Genomic DNA, 24,157 nt, shown 5'->3' with positions numbered 1-24,157 from the left:
GCAAGCCGATGAAACTCGCTGTCATCCCCGGTGACGGGATCGGACCCGAGGTGGTCGACCAGGCGCTTCGCGTGCTGCGCAAGCTGCACCCCGACGTCGAGACCACCGAATACGACTTCGGTGCGCGCCGCTACCACGCGACCGGTGAACTGCTCACCGACGAGGACATCGCCTCGCTGCGTGAGCACGATGCGATCCTGCTGGGCGCCATCGGTGACCCGTCGGTCCCGTCGGGCACGCTGGAACGCGGCTTCCTACTGAAGATGCGGTTCATTCTCGATCATCACGTCAACCTGCGGCCGTCGGTGCTCTACGAGGGCGTCGCCTCGCCGCTCGCAGGCGATCCGAAGATCGATTTCGTCGTGGTCCGCGAAGGCACCGAGGGGCCGTACACGGGCAACGGCGGCGCGATCCGGGTGGGCACACCGCAGGAGGTGGCGACCGAGGTGAGTGTCAACACCCGGTTCGGCATCGAGCGCGTGATCCGCGACGCCTTCGCTCGCGCGCAGTCCCGGCGCAAGAAGCTGACGCTGGTGCACAAGAACAACGTGCTCACCTTCGCCGGCGGCATGTGGACCCGTGCGGTCGAGGAGATCGGCAAGGAGTTCCCCGAGGTCGCGACGGACTACATTCACGTCGACGCGGCGACCATCTACATGGTCACCGACCCGGGTCGCTTCGACGTGATCGTCACCGACAACCTCTTCGGCGACATCATCACCGACCTGGCGGCGGCGGTGTCCGGCGGCATCGGCCTGGCGGCGTCGGGCAACATCGACGCCACTCGCGCCAACCCGTCGATGTTCGAGCCGGTGCACGGCAGCGCGCCCGACATCGCCGGACAGAACATCGCGGACCCCACCGCGGCCATTCTGTCCGTGGCACTGCTGCTCCGCCACCTGGGCGACGATGAGGGCGCGGCACGCGTGGAGAAGGCCGTCGCGGCCGATGTGGCGACCCGCGGATCCTCCCGCGGTTCCACCTCGGAGGTCGGCGACCGCATCCTCGCCGGCGTCTGACGACGATCCGTCTGCGAACGGCCTCGGCGCTTGCGCGTCGGGGCCGTTCCTCTCTCGCGGGCCAGGTACCGGGTTCCGGCGATCGCTCGGCTACCGTGACGAGTATGAGTGAATCTGCCCGGCGGACGATCGGACCGCTGGTTGTGCTGCTGGTGGGTGTCGTCGGGTGCGCACTGCTCGCGATCTGGTCCTCGGATCTGCCGGATCGGGTGGCCTCGCACTTCGGCGCCGACGGCGCCGACGGATTCTCGTCGATCACCGAGTTGATCGTGCTCACGGCGGCGACCGCCGTGGTCGGCGCCGTGATCGCGGGGGTCGGCGCCTTCGTGGTGAAGGAGCCGGTCACCTCGCGGATCGTGACCGGGATCGGAACCGGAACCGCGACCTTCGTGATCGCGGTGACGATCTGGATCACCGGCCGCCAGCGAGGGCTCGACGACGCATCGTCGGCGACGGCACCGGTCTGGCTGACGGCGGTCTGCGGCGTCGGTGCCTTGGTTCTCGCGGTCGCCGTCGCCTTCGCCACGCCGGTCCGGCCGGTCGGATACGGTCGCACGGCCCCCGTGGGCGAGGTGCCGGTCGCCCACGACGGGCAGCGCAGCTGGACGGGAACGGCGTCCGTGGGCGCGGGTGGCCTGGTGACCGTCGGAGCGGCCGTCGCCGTGCTGTGCGGGCTGGGTGTGGTGATGGCGAACTGGTATCTGCTCGGTGTGGCGGTGCTGGTCGCCGCCGTCGGGCTGGCATTGACCGGTTCGATACAGGTGAGCGTGTCCGAGGACGGCTTCAGGGCGGCGAGTCGGATCGGCTGGCCGGTGATCGCCATGCCGCTCTCGGAGATCCGGCGCGCCGAGGTCGTGGAGGTCAACGCGCTCCGTGACTTCGGCGGCTGGGGTTACCGGGTCTCGGGTCGGCGGAATCTGCGCGGCGCCAAGGGGTTCGTGCTGCGGTCAGGTCAGGCGCTGCTGGTGGTCGGTGACGACCGTCGCGAGGTGGTCGTGGTCGACGGCGCCGCCGACGCCGCGGGCGTCCTCAACGCACTGGTGTCTCGCTGATCCGGGGAGTGCGGTCGCGGGGCACGAGGGGGATCGCGATGACGGGTGCGATCGCTGCGACGGCGAAGGCGGCCGAGTAGCCCGCTGCCTCGATCAGCGCGCCGAGCACGGGCGTGCTCGCCGCGGTCGTGACGTACTGGGCGGTGTTCTGCACACCGAGGGCGCGGCCGCTCCACGACGGCCCGGCGAACTCGGCGATCGCCGTGAACGCCAGTCCGTTGTCGGCCACCGAACTCACCGTCGCGACCACCATCACCGCCGCGGCCAGCGGAGAACCGATCCAGTCGGTCAGCGCCAGCAGCGCGGTTCCGGCTCCCGCGGCCACGGCGATCACCCGGATCGGTCGCATCCTCGATCCCCAGACGTCGGATATCCGGCCGGCTGCGATGCGTCCCAGCGCGCCGACCACCTGTGTGGCGGTGACCAGGACACCGGCCCTCAGGGGCGACCACCCGTGCCCGACGATCAACCATGCCGGAACGAAGGTCCACAGCATCGACTGCGGGATCACCAGCAGGACGCTCACCGCGTGGACCCGCTGCAGAAATGTCGCCCCGCGATACGGATTCGCCGACGAGGCCGAGCCGGCGCCGCGTCCGATCGGGGGGTCGATGATCCCGAAGACCACGGCGATCAGCCCGAGCGCGGTGACGGCGACCGGCACCGCGAAGGCCGCCGTCAGTCCGGCCCGTGCGGCGAGCACCGGCATGGTGAGCGCGCAGACGGCGATGCCCAGTGGCTGCGCCATCTGCCGGATGCCCATCGCGGTGCCGCGCGAGGAGGCCGGGAACCATCCGACCACGATCCGTCCACTCGCACCGTTCGCCGCGCCCGCGCCCAGCCCGCCCACCAGCAGGGCCGCGGCCAGCGCGGTGAAGCCCGCGCCCGCCGCCGCGGCGGCCAGTGCGCCGATCGTTCCGGCCAGAGTGATCAGCAGGGAGACCGTCAGGACTCGGCGCTCGCCGAAGCGGTCCAGCGCCGCACCCCAGACGATGATCGTGAGGGTCAGGCCGATCGTCGGGATCGCCGCGAGCGTGGCCGCCGACGAGAGCGACATCCCCTGCGACCGATGCAGTTCCGGAATCACATAGGCCACTCCTGATGTGGCGCACGTCGTAGTCATCGCCGCCAGGAGCGAGCAGGCGAGCATCGTCCACGCTCTGACATCGGAGATGGATTCGGGGCGTCCCGGCATCATCGGCCTCCCGGTCGATCGGGTGAGACGCTGCGCCTTTGCGCTAGCGTCTCACATAGTGATATATCCGTTTCACATTCTAGAACCGTCCGACTCGTGCGTTAGCCTTGGGGCTATGAAATTGGGTCGTGTAGCCAGTCCTGACGGCGTCGCTTTCGTCGCCGTCGAAGGTGAGCCCGGGCAGGAGACGGCCCGGGAGATCGCTGAACATCCCTTCGGAACGCCCACGTTCACGGGGCGCTCATGGCAGTTGTCGCAGACGCGCATCCTCGCGCCGATCCTCGCGACCAAGATCATCGCCATCGGCAAGAACTACGCTGCGCACGCAGCCGAGATGGGCGGCGAGGCGCCGGCGGATCCGGTCATCTTCATGAAGCCGAACACCTCGATCATCGGTCCGGAGGCGCCCATCGTCCGCCCGCCGTCGTCCGAGCGCGTCGATTACGAGGGCGAACTCGCGATCGTGATCGGGCGCCCGTGCAAAGACGTCCCGGCGGCCAAGGCGGGCGAGGTGATCCTCGGTTACACGGTGGCGAACGATGTGACCGCCCGCGACCAGCAGCAGCACGACGGCCAGTGGACGAGGGGCAAGGGCTACGACACCTTCTGTCCGCTGGGGCCGTGGATCGTCACCGACTTCGACCCCTCCGACGTCCAGATCAAGACCGAGCTCGACGGTGAGGTGAAGCAGTCGAGCCGGACCTCGCTGATGCTGCACAGTGTCGGAGAGATCGTCGAATGGGTGTCGCGTGTGATGACGCTGCTGCCGGGCGACGTCATTCTCACGGGCACCCCGGAGGGGATCGGGCCGATGACCGCCGGTCAGCGCGTCTCGGTCTCCGTGGAGGGTATCGGGACGCTGAGCAACCCGGTGGTCGACAAGTGACCCGGCCCGCGCCGGCACGGCCTCAGACAGTGCGCGTCAACGGGATCAATGTGTCGTACACCGATGCCGGGTCGGGGCCTCTGGTGGTCATGGTGATGGGTACTGGGAGTCCCGGACGCGTGTGGCATGCGCACCAGCAGCCGGCACTCCTCAAGGCGGGCTACCGCGTCGTCACCTTCGACAACCGGGGTATCGCGCCCTCCAGCGAATGTGCCGAGGGCTTCTCGCTCGCCGACATGGTCGCCGACACCGCCGCCCTGATCGAGCATCTGGGCGGTCCCGCGCGGGTGGTCGGGACGTCGCTGGGCGCTCGGATCGCCCAGGAACTGGCGCTCGCCCGGCCGGATCTGGTGACTGCGGCGGTGATGCTCGCCACCTACGGGCGTCCGACCCCGATGCTCGAGGCCTTCTCGGCGGGGGAGCGGGAACTGTTCGACAAGAACATCACACTGCCCGATTCGTACCACGCCGCGCTCACGGCACATATGAATCTCTCGCCGCACACGCTCGCCGACGACCGCTCGGCGCGCGACTGGCTCGACATCATCGGCTTCAGCGGCCAGACGCGCGCGCCCGGCGTCCGCGCCCAGCTCGCGTTGCACGACCGCGAGCAGAACCGCCTTTCCGCGTACCGCGACATCGCGGCGCCGTGCCTCGTCGTGGGGTTCGCCGACGACCGGACGCTTCCGGCCTACCTGGCCAAAGAGGTATCCGAGGCGATTCCGGACGCCGAGTACCGTGAGGTGGCGCGAGCCGGTCACTACGGATACATCGAGCAGCCCGACGAGGTGAATTCGCTTATCCTCGAGTTCCTCAGCCGCCACAGATGATGGCGGGATCGGTGCGTGCACAGGGAGTCGCTCATGCCCCACAGTCAGCCGGGTGGGACCGGCCACCTTCTCCAGCGGACCTTCTTCGCGAGTGACACCGCTCGCGTCGACCCCGCCCTGTACGCCGATGCAGGCGGAACACCGGTCCGGGTGGAGCGTGACTGTGCGGTCCTGTCCGACGGTTCTCGGCTGAGCACCGACACCTACTTCGGTCGGTTCGCCGCCGCGTACTGGCAGCGGTACACCGACGTCGGGACGGTCGCCGTCGAGTTCGACTACTCATGCGACGACGGCGCCGAACTCACCGTCGCCACCCGTGCCTCCGACATCAGCGGGCGGATACGGCCGCTGACCGTGGTCGGTCTCACCGGTGCGGGCCGCGCCGTGGTGGAGGTACAGATCGATCGCTACCTCGACGGCGGTGCCGCGTGGTTCGACCTCGCGGTCGTCGGTGGCCGAGCGCGCGTGTGGAACGCCCGGTGGACTACGGCGGTCGAGCCGGTCCGCGACCGCCGGGTCAGTGTGGTGATCTGCACGTTCAACCGTCCCGACGACGCTGTCGCCACGGTCGGCGCCGTCGCTCGTGACGCCGATCTCGCCGAGCGCGTCGAGACGGTTCACCTCGTCGACCAGGGCACACGCCGGGTCGCCGACGCCGCGGGCTTCGACGATCTGAGGGCCGGACTCGGCAGCCGGCTCGACTATCTCAACCAGGCCAATCTCGGTGGCAGCGGCGGTTTCTCGCGGGGAATCTACGAGGCGACCGCGGCCGGCCGACCGCTGACCGACGTGCTGGTGATGGACGACGACATCCTCTGCGAGTCGGAGTCGATCCTGCGGATGACCTCGTTCGCGCGATTCGCGCGGGAACCGATGCTGGTCGGTGCGCAGATGCTGCTGCTGTCGGAGACGACGCGCATCCACATGACGGCGGAGACCGACGATCTCGATCACCTGACGTGTGCCGACCCGCCGCCCAACGCCCGCCGCGGTGTCGACGCGCTCGAGTTCCGGCAGGACGTGCGTGTGATCGCCGGGTACAACGCCTGGTGGTCGTGCCTGATCCCGCGGGAGGCGATCGACGCGGTGGGTCTGCCGATGCCGTACTTCATCAAGTGGGACGACATCGAGTACGGCGTACGGTGCCGTCGAGCGGGCTTTCCCACGGTCACGCTGCCCAACGCCGGCGTCTGGCACGCCGACTTCCATCTCAAAGACGTCGACGACTGGTCGTCGTACTTCGGTCAGCGCAATGTACTGATCTCGGCGGCCATCCATTCGCGGTTCGACGGCAAGACGATCTCCGCGACCGTCGCGGAGCACATCGGCGAGTTGATCGTCGGCCTCAAGTACGGGCAGGCGGCGATCGAACTGCGGGCGGTCCGTGACTTTCTCGCCGGGCCGTACGTGCTCGCCGACGGCGGCCGAGCCAAGCTCGCCGAGATCAACGCGCTGCGTAGCGAGTACGACGACACCAGGCTGCGGCCCGCGTCTGAGATCGCGGACCTGCCGGTGATCCCGCGGCCGCCGGCGCCCGCGAAGAAGTGGGAACGGCGGGTGCTGGTGAAGCGCGCCGCGCAGCAGTTGCTCGGTCGGCGGGCGCCCGGGCGGGTGGCGATAGGCGCCGACGACGGAGCCTGGTGGCACGTCGGACGGTTCACCTCAGCGGTGGTCACCGACGCCTCGCAGACCGGCGTGCGGGTTCGCACATACGATCGCGCGACCAGTGTGGCGCAGGGCAGGGAGCTCGCCACGCTGTGCTGGCGACTGCGGCGGCAGGCCCCGGAACTGCAGCGCGCCTGGCGCGAAGCAGTGCCGCAGCTCACGAGCAGGGAGAACTGGGAACGACTGTTCGCAACGGACTGACTACCATTACGGCCATGACCAGTGCCGAGAACGTCCGCGTCCGCTTCTGTCCCTCCCCAACCGGAACTCCGCACGTCGGACTCGCCCGGACCGCGCTGTTCAACTTCGCTCAGGCGCGTCACGGCGGCGGCACCTTCGTCTTCCGGATCGAGGACACCGACGCGGCGCGTGACAGCCAGGAGTCGTACGACGCCATCCTCGACGCCCTGCGCTGGCTCGGATTGGAGTGGGACGAGGGACCCGAGGTCGGCGGCCCCTACGGACCGTACCGGCAGTCGGAGCGTAAGCAGATTCACCGCGATGTGGTCGCCCGGCTGCTCGAGGCGGGGGAGGCGTACGAGGCCTACTCCACCAACGAGGAGGTGGAGGCGCGGCACAAGGCGGCCGGACGCGACCCCAAGCTCGGCTACGACAACTTCGACCGTGATCTCACCGACGCGCAGCGCGCGGAGTTCCGTGCGCAGGGCCGCAAGCCGGTGATCCGGCTGCGGATGCCCGACGAGGACCTGACGTGGGACGACCTGGTTCGCGGCACCACCACGATCAAGGCGGGGACGGTGCCCGACTTCGCGCTCACTCGCGCCGCCCGCGGGGACGACGAGATCGGCGATCCGCTGTACACGCTGGTGAACCCGGTGGACGACGCGATGATGAAGATCACGCACGTCCTGCGCGGCGAAGACCTCCTTCCGTCGACGCCCCGGCAGATCGCGCTGTACCGCGCACTGATGAGGCTCGGCGTGGCCGACCGCGTTCCCGAGTTCGGCCACCTGCCCTTCGTCATGGGTGAGGGCAACAAGAAGCTCTCCAAGCGCGACCCCGAGTCGAGTCTGTTCCACCACCGTGATCGGGGATTCATCCCCGAGGGTCTGCTCAACTACCTGGCCCTGCTGGGGTGGGGAATCTCCGCCGACCACGACATCTTCACGCTCGACGAGATGGTCGAGGCATTCGACGTCCGCAACGTGAATTCGAATCCCGCTCGCTTCGACCAGAAGAAGGCCGACTCCATCAATGCCGAGCACATCCGCCGGCTCGACTCCGCCGACTTCGCCGACCGACTGCAGAAGTTCCTGATCGACGGGGGCCGGTTGTCCGGGCCGGTCGACGCCGGCCGGTGGGCGGTGATCGCCGACCTCGTCCAGACGCGCATTCAAGTGCTCGGCGACGCGTGGGATCTCATCAAATTCCTGTTCGTGTCCGACGACGACTTCACCTACGACGAGAAATCTGTGAAGAAGAACCTCGGCGGGGAGGCCACCGGCGTGCTCGACGCGGCGATCGCGGCGTGCGAGGCGGTAGATCTCTGGGAGACCGCGGCCCTCGAGTCGGCTCTCAAGGAGGCTCTCGTCGACGGTCTGGAGCTCAAGCCGCGCAAGGCCTTCGGGCCCGTGCGCGTCGGTGTCACCGGTGCCGCGGTGAGCCCGCCGCTGTACGAATCGATGGAGTTGCTGGGGCGAGAGAAGTCGCTGGCTCGACTCCGCCAGGCGCGCGAACTGTCGGCTTCGCTCTGATCACCTCGGCTGGTCGGGCGCCCTGAACGGGCCCCTGACCAGCCGATTTGTGTTTAGGGTGGGTGGTGTTGGTATTGTTCTTCCCGGCCCGGAAAGCGGAACGGCAGCGCCAAGCCCAACGGATTCCGGTTCAAACCCTTGGGGTATGGTGTAATTGGCAACACAGCTGATTCTGGTTCAGCCATTCTAGGTTCGAGTCCTGGTACCCCAGCGAAGTACACGGATGTTATTCTGTGTGCCTCACAATTCAACAGAGTTGTTCTAGGGCCCCGTCGTCTAGCGGCCTAGGACGCCGCCCTCTCAAGGCGGTAGCGCGGGTTCGAATCCCGTCGGGGCTACAGAAGAAGACCCCCGGTCATGAAGTGGAATTCATGACCGGGGGTCTTCTCTTTCGGCGTCCTCGATACACCATCCTTCACTGTGCCATTGACAACTGGCGCAGTGGGTGATGTTGTTCAGAGATGGGAAGTTGCGCGAATCACTCAGGTCTGGATCCGGTGTCTGGAATCACCGCTCGGCGCTCGGGGAGCCTCGACAGCGCGACGGGGGCGCACTGATGTACGGCGTCGACCGGCTTCTTCATCGTCTGGTCCGCGACCCGCGCTCAGTCGGTGCCGACGCGGTCGTCACCGGTGCGGGCAGCGGGATCGGGAGGGCCTTCGCACTCGAACTCGCCCGCCGGGGCGGTGATGTGGTCTGTGCCGACATCGACGCCGAGCGCGCCGCCGAGACCGTCGCGCTCATCGCCGCCGAGACCGGCCGCAGCGCCCACGCGGTCCGATGCGATGTGGCCGATCGGGCCGATGTCGAGGCGCTGGTGACCATCGTCTGCGATGTCTTCTCCGGGGCGCCGACACTCGTCGTCAACAACGCCGGAGTCGGAATCGGCGGCGAACCGGTGGGGCAGGTGGGCCTCGACGACTGGGACTGGGCGCTGGGAATCAATCTCTGGGGCGTGATCCACGGATGCGAACTCTTCGCCCCCATACTCCGCGCGGCCGGCCGCGGCGGAATCATCAACGTCGCGTCCGCGGCGGGGTTCGCCGCGGCACCGTCGATGGGGCCGTACAACGTCTCCAAAGCCGGCGTCATGTCGCTGTCGGAGACCCTCGCAGCCGAGCTCGCGGGGTCGGGCGTCGGAGTCACGGTGCTCTGCCCGACGTTCGTCAAGACCAATGTCGCGCGGGACGGCCGGATCACCGAGGCCGGACAGAATCTGGCCGGCCGGCTGATGGAACTGACCGGAACCTCGCCGCAGTCCGTCGCCGCCATGACCCTGGACGCCCACGATCTCGGACGGCTGTACGTGCTCCCGCAACTCGACGCCAACGTGATCTGGCGTCTCAAGCGTTTTCTCCCCGTCCCGTACGCCCGCGGTCTCGGCGTGCTGGGCCGCTTCCTGCCGGCCGCCTGACCGACAGTCTCATCGCATCCAACGAAAGGACCGGCCATGGCCATGGACTTCGACAGCATGCTCCAGAAGATCAAAGACCGGCAGTGGGCGCTCGCCGACATCGACTGGGACGCACCGGGCGCCGAACTGATCGAGCCGGAACTGCATGCGAAGCTCAAGCCGTTCATCTCCGATCTGATGTGGATCGAGAACGTCGGTGCGCGCGGATTCGCGGCGATGGCGAAGAAGGCTCCCGACGCCACCCTCAAGAGCATCTACGAGCACTTCCACGCGGAGGAACAGAAGCACGCGAACGCCGAGCTGGCGCTGATGCGGCGCTGGGGGATGCTCGACGACGATGAGATCCCGTCGCCCAACGTGAACGTTCAGCTGGTGATCAACTGGCTCGATCGTTACTCCGACGGACTGTCGCTGTCGTTCCTGGGCACGGTGATTCCGATGCTGGAGGTGGCGCTCGACGGTGCGCTCATCAAGTTCATCACCGACGAGGTGAAGGACCCGGTGGCGCAGGAGGTGTTCAAGCGGATCAACTCCGACGAATCACGCCACCTGGCAGTGGATTTCGAGGTGATGGACATGTTGGGCCACGCCAGTCTGCGTCGGCGCACGATCGACTTCGTCGGCGGATGGGCGCAGCCCTCTCTGCTCATCGGACTGCTGACATACCTTCCGCTGCTGAACAAGATGCGCGACAACATCGTCGCGATGGGCGTCGACGAGCAACGTCTCTACAGCGCGATGAAGCGCTACCGCTCGGTCGGGCGGCGCAGCGATTACACCCGCAGACTGCCGATGTTCCGTTTCGTCGCCACACACGGCGCTCTGGTGACCAATCGTGACAACGTCGCCTATCACGCGGTCGCCGATTCGCTGGTGACGGTGACGAACTGGATTCCCGTGTCGCTGGTGAGGCGAACACCGACGTGGTCGCGGGAGTTGACCTACGAGCCCACGGCCTGACGGGAGACCACCATGACACTCTCAGTGGCCGTCATCGGAGCCGGATTCGCCGGTATCGGCGCCGCGATCAGACTCAAAGACAAGGGCATCGACGACTTCGTCGTGTTCGAACGGGACACCGCGATCGGCGGGACGTGGCGCGACAACACCTATCCCGGTGCCGCGTGCGATATTCCGTCCCAGCTGTACTCGTACAGCTTCGCTCCCAATCCGGAGTGGTCGCACACCTATTCCGGCAGCCGCGAGATCCTCGACTACATCGAAGAGATGGCCGACGCCGCCCGAGTGCGCGAACACATCCGGTTCGAGCACACCGTCTGCGGCCTGGACTATGACGCGGCCTCGGGTGAATGGACGATCTCCTTCGAGCACCGCGCACCTGTTCGGGCGCGGTCGGTGATCCTGGCGTCCGGCCCGCTCGCCAATCCCTCGTTCCCGGACATCCGCGGAATAGACGACTACGAAGGTCATCGGATCCACAGTGCCCGATGGGACCACGACTACGACTTCACCGGCAAACGGGTGGCGGTGGTGGGCACCGGGGCCAGCGCCGTCCAGATCGTGCCCGAGTTGGTGAAACAGGCGGCTTCGGTGAAGGTCTTCCAGCGGACCCCCGGCTGGGTTCTGCCGCGCGTCGACGTCAAGACCGGCAGGCTGACCAAGACCGCATACCGATCGATTCCCGGAGCCCAGAAGCTGGTCCGTTCGGCATGGTTCTGGGGACACGAATCCATCGCGCTCGGCGTGGTCTGGAACACTCCGCTCACCCGCGCGGTGGAAGCGGCGAGCAAGCTGTACCTGCGGTCGCAGGTGTCCGACCCGTGGCTCCGGCGCCAACTCACCCCGGACTTCGCAGCCGGCTGCAAGCGGCTGTTGATGACCACCGACTACTATTCGGCGCTTCAGCAGGACAATTGCAAGCTGGTCACCTGGCCGATCGCCCGGATCGCACCCCAGGGGATCCGGACGGTCGAGGGTATCGAGCACCAGGCCGACTGCATCGTCTTCGCGACCGGGTTCGACGTGGCGAAGGCGGGCACGCCGATACCGGTGACGGGTCTGGACGGACGGGTCCTCGCCGACGAATGGCGAGGCGGTGCGTACGCGTACCGGAGCGTCGCGGTGTCGGGGTACCCCAATCTGTTCTTCACGTTCGGACCCAACTCCGGCCCGGGCCACAACTCCGCGTTGGTGTACATGGAGGCCCAGATCGAATACATCACCGACGCCATCGGGCGACTGCTGGCGGCCGACTGGAAGGCACTCGACGTCCGGGCCGACGTCCAGCGGGCCTACAACGACGACATTCAGCGGCGGCTGGGCGCCACCACGTGGAACTCCGGTTGTCGGAGCTGGTATCTCACCGATGACGGCTTCAACGCGACGATGTATCCGGGATTCGCGACCCAGTACGTCCGTCAGCTCCGCAGGGTGGATCTACGCGACTACCGAATCCTGGTGCACGCGTCGGGGCGGGGCGCCGATGCCGAGATGGCGGGCGGCCGCGGGGGAGGCTCCGATGCCGCCCGTGCGGTCGATCCCGGTCTGCGGGGTCGGAGGCGACCCGTGGGTGCCGGATAACATCTGCGCATGACCGAGTACCGGATCGACGACCTCGCTCGCATATCCGGGGTCACCACCCGCAACATCCGCGGCTATCAAGAGCACGGCCTCCTGCCGCGCCCGGTGCGTCGAGGAAGGGTGGCGATCTACACGGAGAAGCACCTGAGCAGACTCCGCGCGATCGACAAACTGCTGCGCAACGGGTTCACGCTCAAGCACATCGCGACCTTCCTGACGAATCCGCGGGCACTCGTCGGCGAGGCTCTGGAGCTGACCGAGATCCTCGACGAGCCGTGGGCGAGTACGGAACGGACCGTGTTCGACCGCCCGGCGCTCGAGCGTCTGTTCGGAACCGTCGACGACGCAGACGTGCAGGCGTTGCTCGGCGCGGGCCTGCTGGAGGAGACCGCCGACGGCGCGGCGTATGAGACCGGCGATCCTCGGAGCCTCCGCAATCTCGCGCGGCTCGTCGAACAGGGAATGCGACTGACGGTGCTGGCCGACGTGCACCGTCGGTTCGCCGAGAAGGTCGCCGAGGCCGCCGAGATCCTGATGGTCTCCGCACGGGAAGAGGTGGACCGCAGGCGCGGCCCGGGATGGGTGCCTGCCGACCAGGACGAGGCGTCCTGGGCGGCCTCACTGCTGGGGACGATGCGTGCGGTCGGTACGCAGAATGCACACGCCACCCTCGACCGGTGCCTCGACGGAGCGCTCGACCACGAACTCAGAGTCCATCAGCACGCGGCCGGCGAACGCGAGTCTCAGTCGTCGAGCCACTGAGCCGTCGACCCCGCCACGGGCATCGACGGGAGGTTCAGCTTCCGGTGATCCCACGAGCGGATCCTTGATGGCACCAGGCGCACCGCGACCCTCTTGTTCATCATCGCTTCGACGGCGGGCTGGAGATCGTCGCTGTACGGCCCGGTGTACCGCTCCCACACGCTGATGCCGACCTTGAGGCAGCTCTCGGCGTCGTCGTAGACCTCGACGGTGCCTTCGATGCTGACGCCGCGCAGAGTGTCGTAGGTGTCGCCGTCCTCGATCAGGACCGTCGCGTGCGGGTCGCGGCGGAGATTGACCACCTTCTGCGACTTCGCCTTGGTCTCGAACCAGATCTCGCCGTCGATCACGCCGTACCACATGGCGGTGAGGTGGATCGCGTCCTTGCCGTGCGTTCCGAGAGTGGCGACCCGGTGGCGGTTGATGAATTCCTCGATCTCGTCGTCGCTCATGACGATCGCCGCGCGTTGGTTGATTCCCATGATCCGACGTTATCGTCTCGCCCGTCGGGCTGCCGCGGTCGACTCAGATCTGTGCCGGTGTCTTGAGTTTCGCGCTGATGGCGTCGGCGGCCGCCACCAGGTCGGTGGCCAGCCGGTCGCCGGGACGGCGGCCCATCCGGTCGACGGGTCCGGACACCGACACCGCGGCCACGACGGCGCCGGAGGCGTCCCGCACGGGTGCGGAGATGCTCGCCACGCCCGCAGCGCGTTCGGCGACGCTCTGCGCCCATCCTCGCCTGCGGATCTCGGCGAGCGTCCGCTCGGAGTAGACGGCGTCGGCGAGGAGACTGCGGAGAGTGTCGGGATCGGACCAGGCGGCGAGCACCTTGGCCGCCGAGCCCGCGGACATCGGCAGCCGCGTGCCCTCCGGAACGGTGTCGCGCAGACCGGTCGGCGGCTCCACGGCCGCGATGCAGACGCGATCGGCGCCCTCGCGGCGATAGAGCTGCACCGACTCGCCGGTGGACTCCTGCAGGCGGGGGAGCACCATCAGGGCGGCTTCGCGGACGGTATCGCGGGCGGTCGCGGCGAGCCTGCCGAGAGTGGGACCGGGAATCCACCGGCCGCTGTCGTCGCGCGCGACCAACTGGTGCACTTCGAGCCCGACGGCCAGCCGGTGGGCGGTGGCCCGGGGCAGCCCGGTCGCGTCGCACAGCTCGCCCAAGTTGCACGGCTGCTCCGACACCGTGTGCAGAATCATCACGGATTTGTCCAGCACGCCGATTCCGCTATCCTTTCCCATAGGACGATATTAACCGTCCAAATACTGAGATTGAAAGTCGAGGGGCGCAGGCCCGGCCGAGGTGGTCCACAGCCCGGACCTCTCGGTCGCGTCTCCCAACTCGAAGCGGAACTACTAGAAGATGCGAGTGAGCTCATGACGCAGAGCGCCGGAAATCCGCGCACGCTGGCCGAGAAGGTCTGGGACGACCACGTCGTCGTTCCGGGAGAGGCCGATGCGAGCGGCAACACCAACCCCGACCTGATCTACATCGACCTGCACCTCGTGCACGAGGTGACCAGTCCGCAGGCCTTCGACGGCCTCCGGATGGCCGGCCGGAAGCTGCGTCGACCGGACCTCACCATCGCCACCGAGGACCACAACGTCCCGACCGTCGACATCTTCAGCCCGATCGCCGATCAGGTCTCGGCCCTGCAGGTGGAGACGCTGCGTAAGAATTGCGAGGAGTTCGGCGTCCGCCTCTACCCGATGGGCGACGCGGAACAGGGCATCGTGCACGTCGTCGGTCCCCAGCTGGGACTGACCCAGCCCGGCATGACCGTCGTCTGCGGCGACAGCCACACCTCCACTCACGGCGCCTTCGGCGCGCTGGCGATGGGGATCGGCACCTCCGAGGTGGAGCATGTGATGGCCACCCAGACGCTGTCGCTGCGGCCGTTCAAGACGATGGCGATCACCGTCGACGGCGAACTGCCGCCCGGCGTCACGAGCAAGGATCTGATCCTGGCCGTGATCGCGGAGATCGGCACCGGCGGGGGACAGGGACACGTGCTGGAGTACCGCGGTCCGGCGATCGAGAAGCTCTCGATGGAGGCCCGGATGACGATCTGCAACATGTCGATCGAGGCGGGTGCCCGGGCCGGCATGATCGCGCCGGACGAGGTGACCTACGAGTTCCTCAAGGGCCGTCCGCATGCACCGACCGGCGACGACTGGGATGCGGCCGTGGAGTACTGGAACTCGCTGCGGACCGACGAGGGTGCGGTCTTCGACCGCGAGGTCCACATCGACGCCTCCGCCTTGACGCCCTTCGTCACCTGGGGTACCAACCCCGGCCAGGGTCTGCCGTTGGGTGCGAACGTGCCGGATCCGGCCGACATCACCGACGAGACCGAGGCGCAGGCGGCCGCTCGGGCGCTCGAGTACATGGACTTGACGCCCGGCATGCCGCTGCGCGAAGTCAAGGTCGACACCGTCTTCGTCGGCTCATGCACCAACGGACGCATCGAAGATCTGCGGGCGGTCGCGGAGGTTCTCAAGGGCCGCAAGGTGGCCGACGGAATGCGGATGCTGGTGGTGCCCGGTTCCATGAAGGTCCGTGCGCAGGCCGACGCGGAGGGACTCGGCGAGATCTTCGAGGCAGCCGGCGCCGAATGGCGGATGGCGGGTTGCTCGATGTGCCTGGGAATGAACCCGGACCAGCTCTCGCCGGGCGAACGCTGCGCGTCGACGTCGAACCGCAACTTCGAGGGTCGCCAGGGCAAGGGCGGCCGCACGCATCTGGTGTCGCCGGCCGTCGCCGCCGCGACCGCCGTGCGCGGCACGCTCGCCGCCCCCGCCGATCTGGACTGACCGAGCCTCTCCAAGGCCTGACTAGGAGTCAAACACGATGGAACCGTTCATCACCCACACCGGTGTCGGAGTTCCGTTGCAGCGCAGCAACGTCGACACCGATCAGATCATCCCCGCCGTCTACCTCAAGCGCGTCACACGCACCGGATTCGAGGACGGCCTGTTCGCCGGATGGCGCGGCGACCCCGACTTCATTCTCAACAACGAGCCCTGGAGCAAGGGGTCGGTGCTCGTCGCCGGACCGGATTTCGGCACCGGCTCCTCGCGTGAGCACGCCGTCTGGGCACTCATGGACTTCGGCTTCCGCGTCGTCATCTCGTCGCGCTTCGCCGATATCTTCCGCGGCAATTCCGGCAAGGCCGGGCTGGTGGCCGCACAGGTGGCCCAGTCCGACGTCGAGCTGCTGTGGAAGCGGCTCGAGGCCGAGCCGGGACTGGAGCTGACGGTCAGTCTGGAGGACAAGACCGTCACCGCGGGCGATCTCGTGGTGCCGCTGCAGATCGACGATTACACGCGCTGGCGCCTGATGGAGGGACTCGACGACATCGGGCTGACCCTCCGCCAGACGGATGCGATCGCTGAGTACGAGTCGCGGCGTCCGTCGTTCAAGCCGACCACCCTGCCCTGACCTGCGATCGCGGGCGCTGAAGCCTCACGGCGAGAATCGATTTCGACGCTCGCCGTGAGGCTTGCGTTCTGCGGCCGAACTTCTCATGTGAATTTGCGCTGGTTGGCTTATTTTGCGCCACGATCCGTTTACCGTGTGGATTAGCTGGCACGCCCGGCCAGTGTGAATCCTGCGGAGGTACGGATGAACAAGGCAGAACTCATCGAGGAACTCACCAAAAGACTCGATGCGGACAGGAAGACAGCCACCAACTTCGTCGAGCAGGCGATCGACACCATCGTTCGCGCCGTGAACAAGGGTGAGAGCGTCACGATCACCGGTTTCGGCGTCTTCGAGAAGCGCCGTCGTGCAGCACGCGTGGCACGCAATCCCCGCACCGGAGAAACGGTGAAGGTGAAGGCCACGTCGATCCCGGCCTTCCGGCCGGGTGCACAGTTCAAGGCGATCGTCTCCGGCAAGCAGAAGCTCAAGTCGGGGCAGCCCGCGGTGAAGCGCGCGTCGGCGACACCGGCCGCCGGTTCCGGAACCGCCAAGAAGGCCGCACCGGCTAAGTCCACCGCTGCGGCGAAGAAGACCACCGCGGCGAAGAAGACGACGGCCAAGAAGACGACGGCCACGAAGACCACGGCCGCGAAGAAGACGGCCGCCACGAAGGCGGCCGCGAAGAAGACGACGCCGGCGAAGAAGACCGCCGCCGCGAAGAAGGCGCCCGCGAAGAAGACCGCGGCCAAGAAGACGGCTCCGGCGAAGACCGCCGGCGCGGGTACGACGGCCACGAGCACCGCGGCCGAGAAGACGGCACCGGCGAAGAAGGCGACGGCCAAGAAGACCGCTGCTGCCAAGAAGACGACGGCGGCCAAGAAGTCCGCTCCGGCGAAGAAGGCCGCCGCCAAGAAGTCCGCACCGACGAAGGGCGCCGACGACTGACCGAATCCACCTGCCGCCAAAGGGTATTGCGCACTTCGGCCCCTGTCCGCACGATGTGGACGGGGGCCGAAGTGCGTCCGGTGTGTCAGTCGGCGAGCGGACTCGGGATGTGATCGGCGGCGACGAGATCGCCGTCGCGCGTGGTCAGCACCCATACGCTGCCCTTGCGGTTGTCCGCTTCGGGCAACTCAACACCGTCGGCCTCGGCCCACCGGTGCAGCAACGGTGCGATGACTCCGCCCTGACTGCACACCGCGTGCACCGACCCGGTCTTGCTCGCCAGTCGTCGAATCCTGCGGTAGGCCTCGTCCGGAGCCGCCTCGAAGGACTCCTCCGACAGTGCGGGTTCCAGCTTCACCTCGGTGCGCAGCGATTCGGCCAGCGGCGCGAGAGTGTCGACGCACCGTGTCCGGTCGGCGGCGTGCAGGCGGTGCGCGCCGAAGAGGGGGAGCAGCTCACGGATCGCCGCGGCCTGGGCCACCCCGCACGTGTCGAGCGGCCGCAGGCGATCGTCGCCGGTAAAGTCCCTGCGGCTCCCCGCCGACGCATGCCGGAGAACGATCAGTGTATGCAGCTCTCGCACCGGCCGGGAGGCGAAGGTGTGCAGCACATCGCGATCGGCGTCGTAGCTGACCGCGTCGATCGCGTCGGCCACCGGAAGCCACTTCAGATCGTCGCATTCGCGGTTGGCGTGGAACCCTCCGCCGACGGCCTCCACCGCCCAATAGGAGACCCGTTTCGGCACCCCCGAGGCCAGACGGTAGCCGACAGTGCGCAGCCGGTGTCCCAACCGCACCTCGTAGCCGGTCTCTTCGACGAGTTCCCGCGCGGCCGTCACCGGCAGGATCTCGCCGCGTTCGGCCTTTCCCTTGGGCAGCGACCAGTCGTCGTAGCGCCGCCGGTGAACCAGCGCCACCTTCACGCCGGCCGACTTGCTCGGCTTCCAGAGGACGCCGCCTCCGGCCCACACGGTACGGGTCGGCCGGCTCATCAGGATCCAGTCGGGTCGGCGTGGTGGCGTTGACGGGTCATCATCTGTCGCTGGTGGTCGCGGACCTGCTCACCGGCCGCCGGCTGGGCCCGCCAGGTGCCGTCCGGCTGCAGTTCCCAGCAGCGGGTCCGGGGATCGAGCGCCGACTCGAAGATGTCCTCCAGATCGGCGGCCAGCCTGCGGTCACGGACCTGCACCATCACCTCGACACGTCGATCGAGGTTGCGGTGCATCATGTCGGCGCTGCCGATCCAGTACTCGTTCTGGGCACCGAACTGCAGGATCCGTGAATGCTCCAGGAACTCGCCGAGAATCGACCGGACGACGATGTTCTCGCTGAGTCCCTCCACACCCGGTCGCAGCGCGCAGATGCCCCGCACCACCACGTCGACGCGAACGCCCGCCTGTGAGGCCCGGTACAGCGCGTCGATCACCTGCTCGTCGACCAGCGCGTTGGCCTTGAGCCGGATGAGTGCCCCCGGATCTCCGGACCGGTGGGCCGCGATCTCGCCCTCGATCCGCTCGATGATGCCGGTGCGGATGCCGTGGGGCGCCACCAGCAGATTCCGGTACTCCTGCTTGCGCGAGTAGCCGGTGAGCGTGTTGAACAGGTCGGTGAGGTCCGAGCCGATCTCCGGTGCGGCGGTGAACAGACCGACGTCTTCGTACAGCCGTGCCGTCTTCGGGTTGTAGTTGCCCGTGCCGATGTGGCAGTAGCGGCGAAGGGTCGAGCCCTCGCGACGGATCACCAGGCAGGTCTTGCAATGCGTCTTGAGACCGACGAGCCCGTAGACGACGTGCACCCCGGCCTGTTCCAGAGTGCGCGCCCAGCGGATGTTGGCCTGTTCGTCGAACCGTGCCTTGAGTTCCACCAGCGCCACCACCTGTTTGCCCGCGGCCGCGGCGTCGATCAGCGCGTTGACGATGGGCGAGTCGCCCGAGGTGCGGTAGAGGGTCTGCTTGATGGCCAGCACGTGCGGATCGGCGGCCGCCTGCTCGATGAATCGCTGGACGCTGGTGGAGAACGAGTCGTAGGGGTGATGCACCAGCACGTCGCCGTCGCGCAGGGTCGAGAAGATGCTCTTCGGCGTCTCCCGCTCACCGAACGCCGGGTGGGTGGCCGGCACGAACGGACGCTCCTTCAGCTGCGGCCGGTCGATCCCGTAGATCTGCCAGAGACAGGTCAGATCGAGCAGTCCAGGCACTTGGATGACGTCGCCCGGGTCGACGTCCAACTCGCGGAGCAGGAGTTCGAGCATGTGCTCGGTCATGTCGTCGCCGACCTCGAGCCGGACCGGTGAACCGAACCGCCTGCGCGCCAGTTCGCGTTCGAGCGCCTGGAGCAGGTCCTCGTCACGGTCCTCGTCGACCTCGAAGTCGGCGTTGCGCGTGACCCGGAAGACGTGGTGCTCCACGATCTCCATGCCGGGGAACAGTTCCGGCAGATTGGCCGCGATCAGATTCTCCACGGGCAGGAAGAGCGCGGTGCGCGGCCCGTCGTCGGGGCCCTGCGGCTGGACGAGACGGTCGACCCGGACGAACCGGTTGACGTTGTCGGGCACCTTCACACGCGCGAAGTGCTCGCCGCCCTCGGCGCGGTCCTTCACCGTCACCGCGAGGTTCAGGCTCAGACCCGAGATGTAGGGGAACGGATGCGCCGGATCGACGGCCAGCGGGGTCAGGATCGGGAACAGTTCGTTGTGGAAGTGCGTCTGCATCCGCACCCGCTCGGCGGCCGTGAGATCGTCCCAGCCGATGATCTTGATGTTCTCGCCGGAGAGTGCCGGGAGCACCGAGTCACGGAAGACGCGCGCATGCCGGTCGGCGATCTTCTGGGTGCGGACAGCGATCATATGCAGTTGCTCGCGCGGGGAACGGCCGTCCGCCGAGCGCACCGAGAGGCCGGTCTCGTCGCGGCGCTTGAGGCCCGCGACGCGCACCATGAAGAACTCGTCGAGATTCGACGCGAAGATGGCCAGGAACTTGGCGCGCTCCAGCAGCGGGCGGGAGACGTCCTCGGCCAGTGCGAGGACGCGAGAGTTGAAGTCGAGCCAGCTCAGCTCACGGTTGAAGTACCGGTCGGCGGGCAGGTCCGCCGCTTCGTCGGGATCCACGGTCTCGGCCGGCAGTGCGGCGGGCAGGGCGGTCTGGGACTCGTTCTCGATCTCTTCCGTGGCACTCACGCGTCAATTGTGGACTATCGGTCCGATGCTGTCCTGTCAGCCGGACGGTTTGGTTCACCGGAGTGTCGGGACGCCCGGAGTGCCGCGCCCGTGCGTCTCCCGACGCCGAGTTCGACCGCGGCGGCCAGATCCGCGGGCGTGTCGACGTCGGTGCGCAGCCGGGCCCACCGCAGCCGCCCGGGATCGAGCTCTACCGCTCCGGCCGCTCGGTGCGCCGACGCCGACCGGGCACCGAATCGCGGTTCGACGGGGTGCTGGGCGCGCACCACCAGCAGCGCCGTGCCCTCTCCGGAGCGGTCGGCGACGAAGGCGGCGGGGGCGCCTCCGGCGATGGCTGCGGCCGCCTCGTCCAGTACCTCGGCGAGCGTGAGCGCGTCGAGCGCGGCGAGGTCGGCCTGCAACGCGGCGATCAGCGCGGCGGTCGGGGAGACTGCCGCGATCGCATGCGCCAGCGCTGCGTTCAACGGTGATCGGTGCGGCGCGTCGCCGGCCTCCTCGGGCTCGTCGAGTACCCGGACACCGTGCTCGCGGACGGCGACGTGCACGGCGGGGTCGGGAGTGACGACAGCCGCCTGCGCGACGCCCGCCTCCCGGACCGCCTCGAGCGTGTCGCCGAGCATCGCGGTCACCAGGCTCCGGCGCTGCTCGTCGGAGGGCAGGGCCCCGGCCAGCCGTGACTTCGCGTGGTCCAGCCGTTTCACGGCCAGGACGACGGCTATCGGGAGCGGGTCGCGCATGTTCACCATGGTGCAGCACCGACGGGCCGGGCCGCCTGCCGGGCCGTCGAGCCGACCCCGGCGATCGGCGCTGAGCCGTGGCGAGGTGGCGCTAGGGTGGACCGCAGTTACCGGTCGTGGGTGGAGGAGTCGCGAGTGCGTGCAGTAGTGATGGGTGCTGGATCGTGGGGCACCGCGGTGGCGAAGGTGCTCGCCGATGCGGGCAACGAGGTGAAGATCTGGGCTCGCCGTCCGGAGCTGGTGGAGCAGATCAACACCGCCCACGAGAATCGCGATTACCTCTCGGGTATCGCGCTGCCCGAGAGTCTGCGGGCCGTCGGCTCCGTGGAGGAGGCGCTGGCCGGCGCCGAACTGGTGGTGTGTGCGGTGCCCTCGCAGTCGTTGCGTGCCAACCTCGAGATCTGGCGACCGCATCTGCCCGCCGATGCGATCCTGCTGTCCCTCGCCAAGGGCGTCGAGACGAGTTCCGGTAAGCGGATGAGCGAAGTGATCGCCGAGGTCACCGGGTTCCCGGCTCGGCAGATCGCGGTGCTGACCGGACCCAACCTCGCGAAAGAGGTGGCGCAGGGACAGCCCGCCGCCACCGTGATCGCATGCGTCGACGAGGCCCAGGCGGTTCGTGTGCAGGAGGCGTTCGCCACCGGATACTTCCGTCCGTACACCAACGTCGACGTCGTCGGCTGCGAGATCGGCGGAGCAGCGAAGAACGTGATCGCGCTCGCGTGCGGCATGGCGTCCGGGATGGGCTTCGGCGAGAACACGCTGGCGACGATCATCACGCGCGGTCTCGCCGAGACCATTCGGCTGGGAGTGGCACTGGGCGCCGACATCACCACCCTCGCCGGTCTCGCGGGCATCGGCGACCTCGTGGCGACGTGCTCCTCGCCGCTGTCGCGCAACCGAACCTTCGGTGCCCGCCTAGGCGAGGGCGCGAGCCTGGCCGAGGCTCAGGCGGCGACCAACGGGCAGGTGGCCGAGGGCGTCAAATCGTGCTCGTCGGTGCTGGCGCTGGCGAAGGCGCACGGGGTGGAGATGCCGCTGACCGAGGCCGTCCACCAGGTGTGCCACGAGGGCATGTCGGTGTCGGACATGGTCAGTTCCCTGCTCGGGCGCAGCACCAAACCGGAGGTGTACGGGCGGGCCTGAACCGCGTCAGCGGCCGAAGTCGAGCGGGGCTCGCTGCAGATTCTTCTCGATCAACGCCGAGACGTCGGTGATCGGCGCGTTGCCGGCACCCGCGGGCACCCACACGGCCACGTAGGGGCGGTGGTCGACGCTCACGTACGCCTGACCGCGGCCCTCGATCGTGTCGGTGATGAACCACTGGACCGGGTTGATCACCTGCAGTGAACTCGTCGGCGCGAGTTCGTCGGGCCGCTCGACACCGCAGCGCACCACAACCGGGTCGGAGTCGGCTTTGGTCCATCGGACGGTGGTCCCGTCGACCGACTTGCCCTCGAAGTCGCCGAGCTCATCGGGCAGTTTCTTGATGAACTCGGCGCAGCCGGCGGCGTCGGCGGCGGTGGTCGTGTACGACTCGACCGGTGACGGCGGGGTGTCGTCGGCGGAGAAGTGCAGCGCCGCGTACGTGATGAAGCCGGCGATCACCATGACCGGGACTGCCACCAGGGTGGCGATCATCGCCGGACTGAATCGCGGTCCCTCATCGGCCGCGGTCTGGCCGTCCTGAGCCTTCTCCGTTGGAGTGTTCCCGGTGCCGTCGCTCATGCTGCCAGTGTGATCGATGGACTGCGTCCGTGGAAATCGGTGCGACCGTTCGCGGTGCGCCGGCGGTAGCATCGGCCCGATGAAGACAGTGGGTGAAGTCGGAGAACGCGCGCTGGTCGCGATGTTCACCACTGCCGCGGCGTCGGGCGGTGACACCGACGATCTGGTGATCGGGTCGGGCGACGATGCAGCGGTGTTCGCGCCCACCGGACCGGTGGTGGTCAGCACCGACACAGCGGTCGCGGGCAGGCACTTCCGGTTCGACTGGTCGACTCCGCGGCAGATCGGGGCACGGGCGGTGGTCCAGAGCGCCGCCGACATCGCGGCGATGGGCGGGGTTCTCACCGGCGTCGTCGTGTCGATCGGCTGCCCGCCGCAGACGCCGGTGGAGCGCGTGCTCGAGCTCAACGCCGGCATCGTCGACCAGACCCACAGGTACCGGGCGCGGGTGCTCGGCGGCGACCTCGTGTCCTCGTCGGAGGTGGTGCTGACCGTTACCTCCCTCGGTGTTCTCGACGGCACGCAGGCGGTGGCGCTGTCGGGTGCGCGCGGCGGCGAGGTGCTCGCGCTCAGCGGTCCGCTCGGCGGTCCGGCAGGCGGTCTGGCGGCTCTGTCCGCCGTCGAGCACGGGGCGGATCCCCTTCTGCTGGAGCAGTTCTCCGATCTGGTCGAGGCCTACCGCCTCCCGCGGCCGGATCTGGGTCAGGGGCGCGTGGCGGCGCTGGCGGGCGCCCGGGCGATGACCGACGTCTCCGACGGCCTCGTGGAGGAGATCATCACGATGGCGGAGGCTTCGCAGGTACGGATCGACATCGATTCGGCGTCGGTTCCCCAGGTCCGCGGGCTCGCCGAACTCGGGGCTGCGCTCGGCGTCGACCCCGCGCGATGGGCCCTCGCGGGCGGCGAGGAACACGAACTGCTCGCGGCCTTCGAGCCCTCGGCTGTCCCCGCGGGCTGGACGGTGATCGGGACGGTGTCCGACGGCGAGCCCGATGCCCGCATCGACGGCGCGGCCGTCGGAGAGATCCGCGGGTGGCAATCGTTCACCGAGACCTGACCTGATTAGA

22 protein-coding genes and 2 tRNA genes are annotated in these 24,157 nt (G+C 68.1%); 17 read left to right on the top strand and 7 right to left on the bottom strand.

Annotated elements, in window-relative coordinates; all coding sequences use genetic code 11:
- Positions 1-8: 8 nt before the first annotated feature.
- Positions 9-1,019 carry a 3-isopropylmalate dehydrogenase gene (locus tag ACK8HH_RS12705; protein ID WP_045538717.1) on the top strand — a complete coding sequence of 337 codons (1,011 nt, stop codon included), beginning with the start codon at positions 9-11 and terminating at the stop codon, positions 1,017-1,019.
- A 104-nt stretch (positions 1,020-1,123) separates the two neighbouring features.
- The gene (locus ACK8HH_RS12700; protein WP_278124387.1) at positions 1,124-2,071 is read left to right on the top strand and encodes a DUF1648 domain-containing protein; all 948 of its coding nucleotides are present in this window, start codon (positions 1,124-1,126) and stop codon (positions 2,069-2,071) included.
- Here the strand turns inward: ACK8HH_RS12700 and ACK8HH_RS12695 are convergent.
- Positions 2,049-3,269 (bottom strand): MFS transporter, encoded by a 1,221-nt coding sequence (locus ACK8HH_RS12695; protein ID WP_278124385.1) that lies wholly within the window; start codon positions 3,267-3,269, stop codon positions 2,049-2,051. The genes ACK8HH_RS12700 and ACK8HH_RS12695 overlap by 23 nt on opposite strands.
- Positions 3,270-3,381: 112 nt before the next feature.
- On the opposite strand from ACK8HH_RS12695, the gene ACK8HH_RS12690 reads away from it, so the two are divergent.
- The 10 genes from ACK8HH_RS12690 to ACK8HH_RS12645 all read left to right on the top strand — a co-directional run bounded on the left by ACK8HH_RS12690 (position 3,382) and on the right by ACK8HH_RS12645 (position 13,079).
- Positions 3,382-4,152 carry a fumarylacetoacetate hydrolase family protein gene (locus ACK8HH_RS12690; RefSeq protein WP_062366961.1) on the top strand — a complete coding sequence of 257 codons (771 nt, stop codon included), beginning with the start codon at positions 3,382-3,384 and terminating at the stop codon, positions 4,150-4,152.
- Positions 4,149-4,982, top strand: coding sequence for an alpha/beta fold hydrolase (locus ACK8HH_RS12685; RefSeq protein WP_045539419.1), 834 nt, complete (start codon positions 4,149-4,151; stop codon positions 4,980-4,982). Before ACK8HH_RS12690 ends, ACK8HH_RS12685 begins: the two co-directional genes overlap by 4 nt.
- 33 nt (positions 4,983-5,015) lie before the next feature.
- The gene (locus ACK8HH_RS12680; protein WP_278124381.1) at positions 5,016-6,848 is read left to right on the top strand and encodes a glycosyltransferase; all 1,833 of its coding nucleotides are present in this window, start codon (positions 5,016-5,018) and stop codon (positions 6,846-6,848) included.
- A 14-nt stretch (positions 6,849-6,862) separates the two neighbouring features.
- Positions 6,863-8,362 (top strand): glutamate--tRNA ligase, encoded by a 1,500-nt coding sequence (gene gltX, locus ACK8HH_RS12675; protein WP_412475229.1) that lies wholly within the window; start codon positions 6,863-6,865, stop codon positions 8,360-8,362.
- A 139-nt stretch (positions 8,363-8,501) separates the two neighbouring features.
- Positions 8,502-8,573 (top strand) — tRNA-Gln (locus ACK8HH_RS12670).
- Positions 8,574-8,627: 54 nt separating this feature from the next.
- A tRNA-Glu gene (locus tag ACK8HH_RS12665) sits at positions 8,628-8,700 on the top strand.
- Positions 8,701-8,918: 218 nt separating this feature from the next.
- On the top strand, positions 8,919-9,776 hold the full coding sequence (locus tag ACK8HH_RS12660; RefSeq protein WP_278124379.1) for an SDR family NAD(P)-dependent oxidoreductase: 858 nt from the start codon (positions 8,919-8,921) through the stop codon (positions 9,774-9,776).
- A 36-nt stretch (positions 9,777-9,812) separates the two neighbouring features.
- Positions 9,813-10,736: a ferritin-like domain-containing protein gene (locus ACK8HH_RS12655; protein WP_278124378.1), complete on the top strand. Its 924-nt coding sequence runs from the start codon at positions 9,813-9,815 to the stop codon at positions 10,734-10,736.
- Between the two features lie 12 nt (positions 10,737-10,748).
- The gene (locus tag ACK8HH_RS12650; RefSeq protein WP_278124376.1) at positions 10,749-12,317 is read left to right on the top strand and encodes a flavin-containing monooxygenase; all 1,569 of its coding nucleotides are present in this window, start codon (positions 10,749-10,751) and stop codon (positions 12,315-12,317) included.
- Between the two features lie 9 nt (positions 12,318-12,326).
- Entirely contained in the window at positions 12,327-13,079 is a 753-nt protein-coding gene (locus ACK8HH_RS12645) for a MerR family transcriptional regulator (protein ID WP_006895949.1), read from the top strand.
- Here ACK8HH_RS12645 and ACK8HH_RS12640 read toward each other — a convergent pair.
- Positions 13,061-13,561, bottom strand: a complete 501-nt coding sequence (locus tag ACK8HH_RS12640) for a pyridoxamine 5'-phosphate oxidase family protein (RefSeq protein WP_006895950.1) — start codon at positions 13,559-13,561, stop codon at positions 13,061-13,063. The two genes, ACK8HH_RS12645 and ACK8HH_RS12640, sit on opposite strands and share 19 nt — an antisense overlap.
- Before the next feature lie 43 nt (positions 13,562-13,604).
- Positions 13,605-14,324, bottom strand: coding sequence for an IclR family transcriptional regulator (locus tag ACK8HH_RS12635; RefSeq protein WP_039867175.1), 720 nt, complete (start codon positions 14,322-14,324; stop codon positions 13,605-13,607).
- 135 nt (positions 14,325-14,459) lie between these two features.
- Here ACK8HH_RS12635 and leuC point away from each other — a divergent pair, with 135 nt between their 5' ends.
- The 3 genes from leuC to ACK8HH_RS12620 all read left to right on the top strand — a co-directional run bounded on the left by leuC (position 14,460) and on the right by ACK8HH_RS12620 (position 17,451).
- Positions 14,460-15,896 (top strand): 3-isopropylmalate dehydratase large subunit, encoded by a 1,437-nt coding sequence (leuC, locus tag ACK8HH_RS12630; RefSeq protein ID WP_006895952.1) that lies wholly within the window; start codon positions 14,460-14,462, stop codon positions 15,894-15,896.
- A gap of 37 nt (positions 15,897-15,933) precedes the next feature.
- Positions 15,934-16,524, top strand: a complete 591-nt coding sequence (gene leuD, locus ACK8HH_RS12625) for a 3-isopropylmalate dehydratase small subunit (protein WP_006895953.1) — start codon at positions 15,934-15,936, stop codon at positions 16,522-16,524.
- A gap of 183 nt (positions 16,525-16,707) precedes the next feature.
- A complete protein-coding gene (locus ACK8HH_RS12620; RefSeq protein WP_278124374.1) occupies positions 16,708-17,451 on the top strand; it encodes an HU family DNA-binding protein in 744 nt (247 codons plus the stop codon).
- Between the two features lie 85 nt (positions 17,452-17,536).
- Here ACK8HH_RS12620 and ACK8HH_RS12615 read toward each other — a convergent pair whose 3' ends face one another.
- From ACK8HH_RS12615 to cofC, 3 genes are read right to left on the bottom strand one after another with little or no spacing between them, the layout of a single operon-like run.
- Positions 17,537-18,442 carry an NUDIX hydrolase gene (locus tag ACK8HH_RS12615; protein ID WP_006895955.1) on the bottom strand — a complete coding sequence of 302 codons (906 nt, stop codon included), beginning with the start codon at positions 18,440-18,442 and terminating at the stop codon, positions 17,537-17,539.
- Positions 18,442-20,625 (bottom strand): RNA degradosome polyphosphate kinase, encoded by a 2,184-nt coding sequence (locus ACK8HH_RS12610; protein ID WP_006895956.1) that lies wholly within the window; start codon positions 20,623-20,625, stop codon positions 18,442-18,444. The genes ACK8HH_RS12615 and ACK8HH_RS12610 overlap by 1 nt, the downstream gene beginning before the upstream one ends.
- Before the next feature lie 14 nt (positions 20,626-20,639).
- Entirely contained in the window at positions 20,640-21,371 is a 732-nt protein-coding gene (gene cofC, locus ACK8HH_RS12605; protein WP_062366944.1) for a 2-phospho-L-lactate guanylyltransferase, read from the bottom strand.
- A 126-nt stretch (positions 21,372-21,497) separates the two neighbouring features.
- On the opposite strand from cofC, the gene ACK8HH_RS12600 reads away from it, so the two are divergent.
- A complete protein-coding gene (locus tag ACK8HH_RS12600) occupies positions 21,498-22,508 on the top strand; it encodes an NAD(P)H-dependent glycerol-3-phosphate dehydrogenase (protein WP_062367028.1) in 1,011 nt (336 codons plus the stop codon).
- Positions 22,509-22,514: 6 nt separating this feature from the next.
- Here ACK8HH_RS12600 and ACK8HH_RS12595 read toward each other — a convergent pair whose 3' ends face one another.
- Positions 22,515-23,090 (bottom strand): DUF3515 domain-containing protein, encoded by a 576-nt coding sequence (locus tag ACK8HH_RS12595; RefSeq protein WP_278124369.1) that lies wholly within the window; start codon positions 23,088-23,090, stop codon positions 22,515-22,517.
- Positions 23,091-23,169: 79 nt separating this feature from the next.
- Here ACK8HH_RS12595 and thiL point away from each other — a divergent pair, with 79 nt between their 5' ends.
- Complete coding sequence (gene thiL, locus ACK8HH_RS12590; protein ID WP_278124368.1) at positions 23,170-24,147, top strand: thiamine-phosphate kinase; 978 nt, start codon at positions 23,170-23,172, stop codon at positions 24,145-24,147.
- Positions 24,148-24,157: the final 10 nt, after the last annotated feature.

The sequence above is a fragment of the Gordonia sp. LUNF6 genome, from assembly GCF_047041125.1.
GTDB lineage: Bacteria > Actinomycetota > Actinomycetes > Mycobacteriales > Mycobacteriaceae > Gordonia > Gordonia sihwensis.
The sequence above is the reverse complement of the archived record's forward strand: the minus strand, read 5'-3'. Positions and strand labels throughout refer to the sequence as shown.